General features: G+C 72.5%; 8 protein-coding genes. 6 read left to right on the top strand and 2 right to left on the bottom strand.

Annotation, left to right across the window (positions count from 1 at the left end):
- Positions 1 to 56 precede the first annotated feature (56 nt).
- Both miaA and dapF read left to right on the top strand, forming a co-directional pair.
- Positions 57 to 995, top strand: coding sequence for a tRNA (adenosine(37)-N6)-dimethylallyltransferase MiaA (gene miaA / locus ABZ809_RS22065; RefSeq protein WP_357564482.1), 939 nt, complete (start codon positions 57 to 59; stop codon positions 993 to 995).
- A 7-nt stretch (positions 996 to 1,002) separates the two neighbouring features.
- Entirely contained in the window at positions 1,003 to 1,884 is an 882-nt protein-coding gene (gene dapF, locus ABZ809_RS22060; protein ID WP_357564447.1) for a diaminopimelate epimerase, read from the top strand.
- Between the two features lie 690 nt (positions 1,885 to 2,574).
- Here the strand turns inward: dapF and ABZ809_RS22055 are convergent.
- On the bottom strand, positions 2,575 to 4,041 hold the full coding sequence (locus tag ABZ809_RS22055; RefSeq protein WP_357564446.1) for an NAD-dependent malic enzyme: 1,467 nt from the start codon (positions 4,039 to 4,041) through the stop codon (positions 2,575 to 2,577).
- Between the two features lie 175 nt (positions 4,042 to 4,216).
- Here ABZ809_RS22055 and hflX point away from each other — a divergent pair, with 175 nt between their 5' ends.
- Positions 4,217 to 5,668 (top strand): GTPase HflX, encoded by a 1,452-nt coding sequence (gene hflX / locus ABZ809_RS22050; RefSeq protein ID WP_357564445.1) that lies wholly within the window; start codon positions 4,217 to 4,219, stop codon positions 5,666 to 5,668.
- Between the two features lie 50 nt (positions 5,669 to 5,718).
- The gene (locus ABZ809_RS22045; protein ID WP_357564444.1) at positions 5,719 to 7,473 is read left to right on the top strand and encodes a hypothetical protein; all 1,755 of its coding nucleotides are present in this window, start codon (positions 5,719 to 5,721) and stop codon (positions 7,471 to 7,473) included.
- Between the two features lie 96 nt (positions 7,474 to 7,569).
- Here the strand turns inward: ABZ809_RS22045 and lexA are convergent, their stop codons facing one another.
- Positions 7,570 to 8,352 carry a transcriptional repressor LexA gene (gene lexA, locus ABZ809_RS22040; RefSeq protein ID WP_357564443.1) on the bottom strand — a complete coding sequence of 261 codons (783 nt, stop codon included), beginning with the start codon at positions 8,350 to 8,352 and terminating at the stop codon, positions 7,570 to 7,572.
- Between the two features lie 583 nt (positions 8,353 to 8,935).
- Between lexA and nrdR the strand changes: the two genes are divergently transcribed.
- Positions 8,936 to 9,436 carry a transcriptional regulator NrdR gene (gene nrdR / locus ABZ809_RS22035; RefSeq protein ID WP_357564442.1) on the top strand — a complete coding sequence of 167 codons (501 nt, stop codon included), beginning with the start codon at positions 8,936 to 8,938 and terminating at the stop codon, positions 9,434 to 9,436.
- A 68-nt stretch (positions 9,437 to 9,504) separates the two neighbouring features.
- Positions 9,505 to 12,384, top strand: coding sequence for a vitamin B12-dependent ribonucleotide reductase (locus ABZ809_RS22030; RefSeq protein ID WP_357564441.1), 2,880 nt, complete (start codon positions 9,505 to 9,507; stop codon positions 12,382 to 12,384).
- Positions 12,385 to 12,596: the final 212 nt, after the last annotated feature.

Genomic DNA, 12,596 nt, shown 5'->3' with positions numbered 1-12,596 from the left:
CTCACCCGGTCACCACCGTGCCCGGCGACTCTCCGGCACGGGGCGCCGGCGGCAGGCTGGGCGACACCGCCAGCGGGCGCCCGGCGGCCGGCACGGTGGTCGCGGTGGTCGGACCCACCGCGGCGGGCAAGTCGGCGTTGAGCGTCGCCCTCGCGCACGCCCTCGACGGCGAGGTGGTCAACGCCGACTCGATGCAGCTCTACCGGGGCCTGGACGTCGGCACCGCCAAGCTCACCCCGGCCGAGCGGGAGGGGGTGCCGCACCACCTGCTGGACATCTGGGACGTCACCGAGCCGGCGAGCGTCGCGGAATTCCAGCGGCTGGCCCGCGCGGCGGTCGACGAGATCCTGGCCCGGGGCCGGGTGCCGCTGCTGGTCGGTGGCTCCGGGCTCTACGTGCGGGCGGTGCTGGAGCGCTTCGAGTTCCCCGGCACCGACCCGGCGGTACGCGAGCGGCTGGAACGCGAGCTGGCCGAGGTGGGCCCCGCCCCCCTGTACGCCCGGCTGCGGGAGGCGGACCCGGCCGCCGCGGCGGGGATCCTGCCCGGCAACGGCCGGCGGATCGTCCGTGCCCTGGAGGTCATCGAGCTGACCGGGGCGCCGTTCACCGCCGGGCTGCCCGGCCCGACGCCGTACTACCCCAGCGTGCAGCTCGGCGTGGACCTGGACACCGCGCTGCTCGACGAGCGGATCGCCCTGCGGGTGGACCGGATGTGGGCCGCCGGCCTGGTCGACGAGACCCGCGAACTGGTCGGGCACGGCCTGGCCGACAGCCGTACGGCCAGCCGGGCGCTCGGCTACCAGCAGGTGCTGCGGCACCTCGCCGGGGAGCTGACCGAGGCCGAGGCGCGCGACGAGACCGTGCGGGCCACCCGGCGTTTCGTCCGGCGGCAGCGGTCCTGGTTCCGCCGCGACCCGCGGATCCACTGGCTGGACTCGGCGGATCCGGAGCTGATCCCGGCCGCCCTGCGCCTGCTGCCCGCCGCTGCGCGATGATGGGGGCGTGCAGTTCACCAAGGGCCACGGCACCGGCAACGACTTCGTCATCCTCCCCGACCCGGACAACCGGCTCGACCTGACCCCCGGGCTGGTCGCGGCCCTCTGCGACAGGCGACGCGGGATCGGCGGCGACGGCGTGCTGCGGGTGGTCCGGGCGGCGAAGCACCCCGAGGGCGTCGACCTCTCCGGCGAGGCGGAGTGGTTCATGGACTACTGGAACGCCGACGGCTCGTTCGCGGAGATGTGCGGCAACGGCGCGCGGGTGTTCGTGCGCTACCTGGTCGCCACCGGGCTGGCCGAGCCGGCCGCGAGTGGTGCTGCTGAGGCCGCTGGCGCGGGCGAAGCGCTGCCGGTGGCCACCCGGGCCGGCGTCGTGCGCGCGCTGGTCACCGCCGACGCCATCGCCGTCGAGATGCGCCGCCCCCGGCTGTACGACACCTCGACCGCCAGCCTCGGCGGGCTCACCCTGCCCGGCACCGCGGTGGACGTGGGCAACCCGCACCTGGTCTGCGCGCTCCCGGCCGGGCTGGAGCTGACCGGACTGGACCTCACCCGGGCCCCCGACGTCGACCCGGCGGCCTTCCCTTCCGGGGTGAACGTGGAGTTCACCGCGTCGGGCGAGCCGGTCGACGGCGCTGACGGGCACGTGCTGATGCGGGTCTACGAGCGGGGTTCCGCCGAGACGCTGTCCTGCGGCACCGGCGCCTGCGCGGTGGCCGCGGTGGCCCTGCGGGACGCCGGCCGGGACACCGGCGTGATCGCGGTGGACGTCCCCGGCGGCCGCCTCTCGGTCACGGTGACCGAGGACTCCTGCTGGCTGGCTGGCCCCGCCGTCCTGATAGCCACCGGCACCATCGACCCCACCGCCCTCACCCCCCACCCCTGACCCCTGACCCACCCCGCCCGCGGCGCTCCCCGCCCCGCCCCACCTCGCCCGCCCCTCTGACTCCGCCCCGCCCCTTGGCCCCGCCCCCCGCCCCTTGGCCCTGATCGTTGGCACTTCAGTTGGCCGACACGCCGCCACCAGAACAGCTCACCTGCCAACAATCAGGATCCGCCGCAGCGGGTGACGGAGTTCGTGGGACTTTTTCCGCTGGCAGGACGCGTCCGCCGAGGAAGCAGGCGTGCACTTGGGGCAGGAGGGCCGCGTGCGACGTTCAAGCGTGCACGTGGTGCCACCCACCCACCGCATCCACCGCATCCCGCGTTGATCATGAAGTTGCTTGTCGGGGAGAGCGGTTTCCGAGGGTAACAACCTCATGATCAAATCGGTATCGTCACGGGGTGTGGCGGGGGCGCAGCGGAGCGGACGGCAGCGCCCGACCGCCGTCCACCGGCGCCGTCCCGTCCCTCGCCGTCCCGCCCGGCCCTCGCCCGTCCCACCTTCGCCCGCCCCGCGATCTTGCACTTTTGGCCGACAAGTTGTCCGCTTCGGCCGGGAACGTCCGGGCAGGAAGTGCAAGATCGGCGCCGGGGCAGTGCGCCGCAGCGCCGACAGTGCACCGTGGCGCCGGCAGCGTTCGGCGGAGGGCGGCAGCGGCCCGACGCAGCCGTCAGCGCCGTGGAGGGCGGGGTGTCAGGGGGTGGCGGAGGCTTCGGCGGCGAGCTCGGGGAGGTCGGCCGGGCCGGGGTCGGCGGCGGGGGCCGGGGCCGGGTTCTGGGCGGCGGCGCGGACCGCCGCAGCGACCGCCGGGGCGACCCGGGAGTCGAAGACGCTGGGCACGATCACCGTCGGATTGATCTTTTCCTCGCCGACCACGTCCGCGATGGCCCGGGCCGCCGCGATCGCCATCTCCTCGGTGAACTCCTCGGCGTGCGCGTCCAGCATGCCCCGGAACACGCCCGGGAAGGCGAGCACGTTGTTGATCTGGTTCGGCTGGTCGGAGCGACCGGTGGCGACCACGGCGGCGTACTTGCGCGCCTCCCGCGGGTCGACTTCCGGGTCGGGGTTGGCGAGCGCGAAGACGATCGCGTCCTTGGCCATCGTGGCGATGTCGTCCCCGGTGAGCAGGTTCGGCGCGCTCACCCCGATGAAGACGTCCGCGCCGTTCACCGCCCCGGCCAGGTCGCCGGTGTAGTTGTCCTTGTTGGTGTGCTCGGCCAGCCACTGCCAGGCCGAGTTGAGCCCGGTCTGGCCGCGGTGCAGGGCGCCCTGGCGGTCGTACGCGATGATGTCGCCCACGCCCTGGCGCAGCAGCAGCTTCATGATCGCGGTGCCGGCCGCGCCCGCGCCCGAGACCACCACCCGGACGTCCGCGAGTTGCTTGCCCACGACGCGCAGCGCGTTGGTCAGCGCGGCCAGCACGCAGATCGCGGTGCCGTGCTGGTCGTCGTGGAAGACCGGGATGTCCAGCGCCTCGCGCAGCCGGGCCTCGATCTCGAAGCAGCGGGGTGCGGCGATGTCCTCCAGGTTGATCCCGCCGTACGCCGGGGCGATCGCCTTGACGATCTGCACGATCTCGTCGGTGTCCTGGGTGTCCAGGACCACCGGCCAGGCGTCCACGCCGCCGAAGCGCTTGAACAGCGCCGCCTTGCCCTCCATCACCGGCAGCGACGCGGCCGGCCCGAGGTTGCCCAGGCCCAGCACGGCCGAGCCGTCGCTGACCACGGCCACGGTGTTGCGCTTGATGGTCAGCCGGCGGGCGTCGGCCGGGTTCTCCGCGATCGCCATGCAGACCCGCGCCACCCCCGGGGTGTACGCCCGGGACAGCTCGTCGCGGTTGCGCAGCGCCACCTTCGAGCTGACCTCGATCTTGCCGCCGAGGTGCAGGAGGAACGTCCGGTCGGAGACCTTGCGCACGTCCACGCCGTCGAGCGCGGTGAGCGCGTCGACCACCTGGTCGGCGTGGCTGGCGTCGGCGGTGTCGCAGGTCAGGTCGACGAGCACGTGGGTCGGGTCGGAGTCCACCACGTCCAGCGCCGTGACGATCGCCCCGGCCTCACCCACGGAGGTGGTCAGCCGGCCGATCGAGGACGCGTCCGCGGGCACGGCGATCCGGATGGTGATCGAGAATCCGGCACTTGGAAGTCGGGTGATGGCCACGGGATCCCTCCGTCGACGCTGAACGGCTCGCCCCGCATTTCTACTCGCCCCGGCCGGCGTGCCGGGCATCCGCCCCCACTTTTGTGGCAAACCGCGGCGGGCATATAGCGGGTGCGTTCCGCGTTGGCACATGTCAGGATTGCTCGGTACGTGACAGAACGGACAGGAGACCGGCTTGCACAACCAGGAGACCCATCTTCCCTACGAGGACGACGAGCTCGACGTCACCACCGGTGAGTTCGAGCTGTCGGAGCGGCAGGCGCTGCGGCGGGTCCCCGGCCTCTCCACCGAACTCGCCGACGTCACCGAGGTCGAGTACCGCCAGCTTCGCCTGGAACGCGTCGTCCTCGTCGGCGTCTGGACCGAGGGTACGCAGACCGACGCCGACAACTCCCTCACCGAACTGGCCGCGCTGGCGGAGACCGCCGGCTCGCAGGTGCTCGAGGGGCTGATCCAGCGGCGCAGCCGACCCGACCCGGCCACCTACATCGGGCGGGGCAAGGTCGACGACCTCGGGTCGGTCGTGCTCTCCAGCGGCGCCGACACGGTGATCTGCGACGGTGAGCTGTCGCCGTCCCAGCTGCGCAACCTGGAGCAGCGGATCAAGGTCAAGGTGGTCGACCGCACGGCGCTGATCCTCGACATCTTCGCCCAGCACGCCAAGAGCAAGGAGGGCCGGGCGCAGGTCGAGCTGGCCCAGCTCGAATACCTCCTGCCGCGCCTGCGCGGTTGGGGCGAGACCCTCTCGCGGCAGACCGGTGGTAGCGGTCGCGGCGGCGGCGCCGGCGGCGGCGTGGGTGTGCGCGGTCCCGGTGAGACCAAGCTGGAGACCGACCGGCGCCGGATCCGCCACCGCATCGCCCGGCTGCGCCGGGAGATCAAGGCCATGCGGACCGTACGCCAGACCAAGCGCGCCCGCCGGTCCCGCAACGCCGTGCCCGCCGTGGCCATCGCCGGCTACACCAATGCCGGCAAGTCGAGCCTGCTCAACCGGCTGACCGGGGCGGGCGTGCTGGTCGAGGACGCGCTCTTCGCCACCCTCGACCCGACGACCCGCAAGGCCACCACGGCCGACGGGCGGCTCTACACCCTCTCCGACACTGTCGGGTTCGTCCGGCACCTGCCGCACCAGATCGTCGAGGCGTTCCGCTCGACCCTGGAGGAGGTCGCCGAGGCCGACCTGCTGGTGCACGTCGTCGACGGCACCCACCCGGATCCGGAGGAGCAGGTCCGCGCGGTGCACGAGGTGCTCGCCGAGGTGGGCGCCGATCGGCTGCCCGAGCTGCTGGTGGTCAACAAGACCGACGCGGCCGACGAGGAGACGCTGCTGCGGCTCAAGCGGCTCTGGCCGGACGCCGTCTTCGTCTCCGCCCACACCGGGCGCGGGCTCGACGGGCTGCGCGAGGCGATCGAGGGGCGGCTGCCCCGCCCGGCGGTGGAGATCCGGGCCGTGCTGCCGTACGACCGGGGTGATCTGGTGGCCCGGGTGCACCGTCAGGGCGAGGTGCTGAGCACCTCCCACCTGCCGGAGGGCACCCTGCTGCACGTCCGGGTCGGCGAGGGGCTCGCCGCCGAGCTGGCACCGTTCCGGGCCCGGGAGGACCAGGCGGTCGCGGGCGCGCGGTGACGGCGTCCCGCGTCACCCGGCGGAAACGTCCGGCATGCGACACTGATTACATGCGCCGCGCTGTTTCTTCGGTCACGGTCGCCCTCGGCTTGCTGGGGGCGACCGTGGCGTGTACCGGGGTCGTCCTGGCGACGCCCGCCTCGGCCTCGTCCCCGCTCACGGCCGCGCAGGGCAAGAAGCGGTGCACGGTGACCGACGAGCGGCTGCGGGAGCTGTCCGGCCTGGTGGCCACCAAGACCGGCTACATCGTGATCAACGACGGCACCGAGGTGGAGAGCCGCAAGCGCGTCTTCTTCCTCGACACCAAGTGCGCGGTCTCGAAGGAGCCGGTCCGTTACTCGGCCGACGGCCCGTTCGACACGGAGGACCTGGCGCTCTCCCCGGACGGCAAGACCCTCTGGATCGCCGACACCGGCGACAACGTCACCAGCCGCGACCGGCGCGAGCGGGTGGCGCTGTGGAGCATGCCGGTCAGCGGGTCCAAGCGGCCGGTGCTGCACCGCCTTTCCTACCCCGGGGGCAAGCCGCACGACGCCGAGGCACTGCTCATCGGCGACGACGGCAATCCCCTGATCATCACCAAGGTGATGTCGGGTAAGGCCCAGATCTTCACCCCCGCCGAGAAGATGAAGAGCGGGGACACCCCGGCCGTGCCGATGAAGAAGGTCGGCGAGATCGCCCTGCCGGCGACGGACACCGACAACCGGCTCGGCGCCCCCGGCCGGGTCGCTGTCACCGGGGCGGCCAGGTCCCCTGACGGCTCCCGGGTCGTCCTGCGCACGTACGCCGACGCCTTCGAGTACGACGTGGCCGGTGGCGACATCGTGGCGGCGCTGACCACCGGCAAGCCACGGGTGACGGCGCTTGCCGACCCGTTCGGTGAGGCGATCGCCTACACCCCGGACGGCAAGACCTTCATCACTGTCTCGGACGGCGGTCAGCTCGACGAGGGCGACGCGATCGACATCCTCAGCTACGTGCCGTCCACCGAAGGGGCCAAGCCGGTGGCCGGCGGGGGCGGCGCCGCGAAGAAGGCCGAGCAGTCCTGGCTCGACGGTCTGAGCCTGGACGACATCACGTACCTGATCGCCGCCGTGGGTGTGGTCGGCGCGCTGATGGTGGCGGCCGGCATCACCGGCATCCTCCGGTCCCGGCGCAAGCGGCCTTCCGGCGGCGACGGCCCCGGCCGGGACGATGCCCCCGCCGACGACCTCCGCGGCCCGGCCGACGACGGCTTCCTGCCGCCGGGTGACCGGGCGCGGGGCGGCTACGGAGGTGCACCGGCCGGCGGGATGTACGGCGGCGCGGATGGCGGCGGGGTGTACGGCGGCCCGGCTGGCGGCGGGCGTGGCGGTGCCGCACCGGCCGGCCGTGGGGCCCCCGGTGGAGGCCGCCCGGCTGGCGGCGGCGTCTACGGTGGTGCCCGCCCGGCCGGCGGCGGTGGCGGTGGCGGGGCGGGTGTCTACGGCGGCAATCGCCCGGCTGGCGGCGGCCCGGCCGGTGGGCGTCAGGGCGGTGGTGGCGGGCGTCAGGGCGGCGGCGGACGCCAGGGGGGCGGGCACCCCGGTGGTGGCGTCTACGGCGGCGGTGGCCAGCCCGGCGGCGGCGGTGTCTACGGCGGGGGCCGGGCGGAGCCGCCGCGTCGGGGCGGCGAACCGGATCCCCGGGGCCAGCAGCGGCCGGTCCGGCGGCGCGACGACGGCCCCGAGGGCGGTCGCGGCTACGGCCAGGCGCCCGGCGGCGGCCGGGGCTACCGGGGCGACGACCCCGAGCGGGACCGGTTCACCCAGCGCGGCCGATACTGATCACGATTTCGGGCACCGGATACGGCCGGTCCAGCGATGCCTGGGCGGGTTGCGCCCGGGTGACCGTCGACGACGGCCACCCGGCGCGGTGGCGGATCAGATGCGGCGCAGCACGGCGACGACGCGCCCCATGATGGTGGCGTCGTCGCCGGGGATCGGGTCGAAGGCCGGGTTCTGCGGCATCAGCCAGACGTGCCCGTCGCGGCGGCGGTAGGTCTTGACGGTCGCCTCGCCGTCGAGCATGGCGGCGACGATGTCGCCGGCCTCGGCGGTCGGCTGCTGCCGGACCACGACCCAGTCACCGTCGCAGATCGCCGCGTCGAGCATCGAGTCGCCCTTGACCTGGAGCATGAAGACGTCGCCCTCGCCCACGAGCTCGCGGGGGAGGGGGAAGACGTCCTCCACGGCCTGCTCGGCCAGGATCGGGCCACCGGCCGCGATCCGGCCCAGCATCGGCACGTAGGCCGGGGTGGGCCGCTGCGAGCGGGCCAGCTCGTCGTCGACGTCGGCCGGCGCCCGGACGTCCACCGCGCGCGGCCGGTTGGGGTCGCGGCGCAGGAAGCCCTTCTTCTCCAGCTCCTTGAGCTGGTAGGCGACGCTGGACGGCGACACCAGGCCGACCGCCTCGCCGATCTCCCGCACGCTCGGCGGGTAGCCGTGCCGCTCCACCCAGGTGCGGATGAACTCCAGGATCCGGCGTTGCCGGGCGGTGAGATCCACCGTCGCGGGGTCGGGGAAGGCGCTGACCACCGGAGTGACCGGGCGCACAGCGGGCTGCCCGGTCCGGCTGCGCGCGGCGCCCCGGCGTCGGGTGGCCGGCGGGCCCGCCTCGGTGATCTGCTGCGGGCTCTTCGGCCGGCTGGCCCGGTCCTCGGTCACGTCCGTCCTCCCTGGTCGGCGCTGGGTGCCTTGGCGGCTCGTGGTGCGTGCGATGGTGCGCGTTGACATGGTGGTGCGAGTTGGCCGGGTGACCAAGGTCCGCGCCGGTTGTTCATGACCGTATAGGTGAGATCGGTCATTTTCAAACATCTGTACGACCTCGCTCGGCGTGTCGGGGCGAAAAAGCGGGTGGCTCGTACTCGTGTTCTGATAAATGGTACGTCGGGTCGAACGGGTGTTCGACTAATGTCCGTTCGTCGGCGGTTTTCGTCGGCCGGGCCGGTAACCGTCGGGGGCGTCGGACGGTTGGTCCTCCGGCGGGCGGCGTCGGCCGGTCCGCGCCGGATTCCGGTGACGCGCCGGACACGCCGGCCAACTTGACCTCCGATCCGCAGCGGCCTACGGTCAACCCCTAGATGTAGTAGTCACACGGGCGTAAGTCGCCTACAGGTTGGGTTCGACTACCGACCGCACTCCGGCACCGTCGACACGGCGAAGACCATCGACAGATGGCTCCGTCGCGCTGACGCGTGCCCGGGAAGCGGCACGGCGGGGCCCGCGATCGATGGAGGAGGTCGGGCCGATGCGGTGTCCGTACTGCCGGCACGCCGACTCCCGGGTGGTCGACTCGCGGGAGGCCGACGACGGCCAGTTGATCCGCCGGCGGCGGTCCTGCCCGGAGTGCGGCAAGCGGTTCACCACGGTGGAGGAGGCCGTCCTCGCGGTCGTCAAGCGCAGCGGGGTGACCGAGCCGTTCAGCCGCACGAAGATCATCGGCGGGGTGCGCAAGGCGTGCCAGGGCCGGCCGGTGGACGACGACTCGATCGCGCTGCTCGCGCAGAAGGTCGAGGAGACCGTCCGGGCCAAGGGGGCCGCCGAGATTCCCAGCCACGAGGTGGGGCTGGCCATCCTGGGCCCGCTGCGGGACCTGGACGAGGTGGCCTACATGCGGTTCGCCAGCGTCTACCGGTCGTTCGACTCGCTCGCCGACTTCGAGCGGGAGATCGAGACGCTGCGGGCCGCCGCGCGCGCCCGGGAGGGCGCCGGGGCCGAGGCGGCAGAGGCCGCCGGCCGTACCAATTGAAGTTTCTTCGCAGTAGATGACAGTCGGAACGCGCGGCGGGTGGCCGCGCGGACGAGGGGGCGGATGAGATGTCGGGGGACGGTGTGACAACGAGCAGGGCACGGAACAAGGCCGGCGCGGGGCTCAAGGTCGAGCGGGTCTGGACGACCGAGGGGGTGCACCCCTACGACGAGGTCGCCTGGGAGCGCCGCGACGTCGTGATGACGAACTGGCGGGACGGCTCGGTCAACTTCGAGCAGCGCGGGGTCGAGTTCCCGGAGACCTGGAGCGTCAACGCGGCGAACATCGTGACCACCAAGTACTTCCGGGGCGCGGTGGGCACCCCGGAGCGGGAGTGGTCGCTGCGGCAGTTGATCGACCGGGTGGTCAGCACCTACCGCACGGCGGGTGAGGAGTACGGCTACTTCGCCGGCCCCGCCGACGCCGAGATCTTCGCCCACGAGCTGACCTGGATGCTGCTGCACCAGGTGTTCAGCTTCAACTCGCCCGTCTGGTTCAACGTCGGCACGCCCTCGCCGCAGCAGGTCAGCGCCTGCTTCATCCTGGCCGTCGACGACTCGATGGACTCCATCCTCGACTGGTACAAGGAGGAGGGGCTGATCTTCAAGGGCGGCTCCGGCTCCGGTGTGAACCTGTCCCGGATCCGCTCCTCCCGCGAGCTGCTCTCCTCCGGCGGCAACGCCTCCGGCCCGGTCAGCTTCATGCGCGGCGCGGACGCCTCCGCCGGCACCATCAAGTCCGGCGGCGCCACCCGGCGGGCGGCGAAGATGGTCATCCTCGACGTGGACCACCCGGACATCCAGGAGTTCGTGGTCACCAAGGCGCGCGAGGAGGACAAGATCCGCGCGCTGCGCGACGCCGGGTTCGACATGGACCTCGGCGGCGCCGACATCGTCAGCGTGCAGTACCAGAACGCCAACAACTCCGTCCGGGTCTCCGACGAGTTCATGACCGCCGTGGAGAACGGCGGCGGCTTCGACCTGCGCGGCCGGCTCGACGGCGCGGTGATCGAGACCATCGACGCCAAGAACCTGTTCCGCACCATCTCCCAGGCCGCCTGGGAGTGCGCCGACCCCGGCCTCCAGTACGACGACACCATCAACGACTGGCACACCTGCCCGGAGACCGGGCGGATCACCGCGTCGAACCCGTGCTCGGAGTACCTGCACCTGGACAACTCCTCGTGCAACCTGGCCTCGCTGAACCTGATGAAGTTCCTGCGTGCCGACGGCGGCTTCGAGGTGGAGAAGTTCGTCCGCTCCGTCGAGTTCATCATCACGGCGATGGACATCTCGATCTGCTTCGCCGACTTCCCGACCGAGAAGATCGGCGAGACCACCCGCGCCTACCGGCAGCTCGGCATCGGCTACGCCAACCTGGGTGCCCTGCTGATGGCCTCCGGCCTGCCGTACGACTCGGAGCAGGGCCGCTCGGTGGCCGCCGCGATCACCTCGCTGATGACGGGCACCGCGTACCGCCGGTCGGCCGAGCTGGCCGGCGTCGTCGGCGCGTACGACGGCTACGCCCGCAACGCCGAGCCGCACAAGCGGGTCATGCGCAAGCACGCCGCCGCCAACGACGAGATCAAGCCCTCGGGCACCGTGGCCACCGCTATCGTCCGCGAGGCGACGAAGCAGTGGACCCAGGGCAACAAGATCGGGGACAAGTTCGGCTGGCGCAACTCGCAGGCCAGCGTGCTCGCCCCGACCGGCACCATCGGCCTGATGATGGACTGCGACACCACGGGCGTCGAGCCGGACCTGGCCCTGGTCAAGTTCAAGAAGCTGGTCGGCGGCGGCTCGATGCAGATCGTCAACCAGACCGTGCCGCGCGCCCTGCGCAGCCTCGGCTACCCCGAGGAGCAGGTCGAGGCCATCGTGGAGCACATCGCCGACCACGGTCACGTGGTCGACGCCCCGGGCCTCAAGCCGGAGCACTACCCGGTCTTCGACTGCGCGATGGGCGAGCGGTCCATCGCCCCGATGGGCCACGTGCGGATGATGGCGGCCGTCCAGCCGTTCATCTCCGGCGCCATCTCCAAGACGGTCAACATGCCGGAGCAGGCGACCGTCGAGGACGTCGAGAAGATCTACTTCGAGGGCTGGAAGCTCGGCCTCAAGGCGCTGGCGATCTACCGCGACAACTGCAAGGTCGGCCAGCCGCTGTCGGTCGCCAAGCCGAACAAGGCCGCCGCGACCATCCAGGCCCCGGCCGAGGTGGAGAAGGCGGTCGAGAAGGTCGTCGAGTACCGCCCGGTGCGCAAGCGGCTGCCGAAGAAGCGCCCGTCCCAGACGGTCAGCTTCTCCGTCGGCGGCGCCGAGGGCTACCTCACCGCGTCGTCCTACCCGGACGACGGCCTCGGCGAGGTCTTCCTCAAGATGTCGAAGCAGGGCTCGACCCTGGCCGGCGTGATGGACGCCTTCTCGGTGGCCATCTCCATCGGTCTCCAGTACGGCGTCCCGCTGGAGACGTACGTCAGCAAGTTCACCAACATGCGCTTCGAGCCGGCCGGCATGACCGACGACCCGGACGTGCGGATGGCCGCCTCGGTGATGGACTACATCTTCCGTCGCCTGGCGCTGGACTTCCTGCCGTACGAGCGCCGCGCGGAGCTGGGCATCTTCACCGCCCGGGAGCGGGCCGCCCAGCTCCGGGCCGAGGCGGAGGCGGAGGCGAGCGGTGCGGACCTCACCGCGATGGCCGCCTCCGCACCGGTCGAGGCGCCGGCCGAGCCGAAGACCGGGCCGGTCGCCCAGCCGGCGCAGGAGGTGGCCGACGTCGCCGCCGCCAAGCCGGCGCCGTCCGTGGGCTCCAGCACGGAGCTGCTGGAGGCCGTGATCGGCAAGGCCGCCGACGCGCCGCTCTGCTTCACCTGCGGTACGAAGATGCGCCCGGCCGGTAGCTGCTACGTCTGCGAGGGCTGCGGCTCCACCAGCGGCTGCAGCTGACGTACGAATGCGATGAGCCCCGGGCGTTCCTGCGCCCGGGGCTCATTCCTTTTCGCGCCTGCGGATCGTGGATGTCGACGCCACGGGACAGCCTCACCTGCCGCCGGAGGCCGACGGAGCCCACGGGTGGAACACCATGGCGGCCACCGGGCCGGGCTGGGGTAACCGGTACCGGCGATCTTGCACTTCCTGCCCCTGCTTTGCGGCTTTTG

This window comes from Micromonospora sp. NPDC047074, from assembly GCF_040643815.1.
Lineage (GTDB): Bacteria > Actinomycetota > Actinomycetes > Mycobacteriales > Micromonosporaceae > Micromonospora.
Note: the sequence above shows the minus strand (reverse complement) of the source record. Positions and strands in the feature narration are given on the sequence as shown.

Excerpts from the sequence above, each read along its gene's own strand:
- ABZ809_RS22030 (WP_357564441.1), top strand. The coding sequence starts at position 9,505 with ATGTCGGGGGACGGTGTGACAACGAGCAGGGCACGGAACAAGGCCGGC.
- nrdR (WP_357564442.1), top strand. The coding sequence starts at position 8,936 with ATGCGGTGTCCGTACTGCCGGCACGCCGACTCCCGGGTGGTCGACTCG.
- ABZ809_RS22045 (WP_357564444.1), top strand. The coding sequence starts at position 5,719 with ATGCGCCGCGCTGTTTCTTCGGTCACGGTCGCCCTCGGCTTGCTGGGG.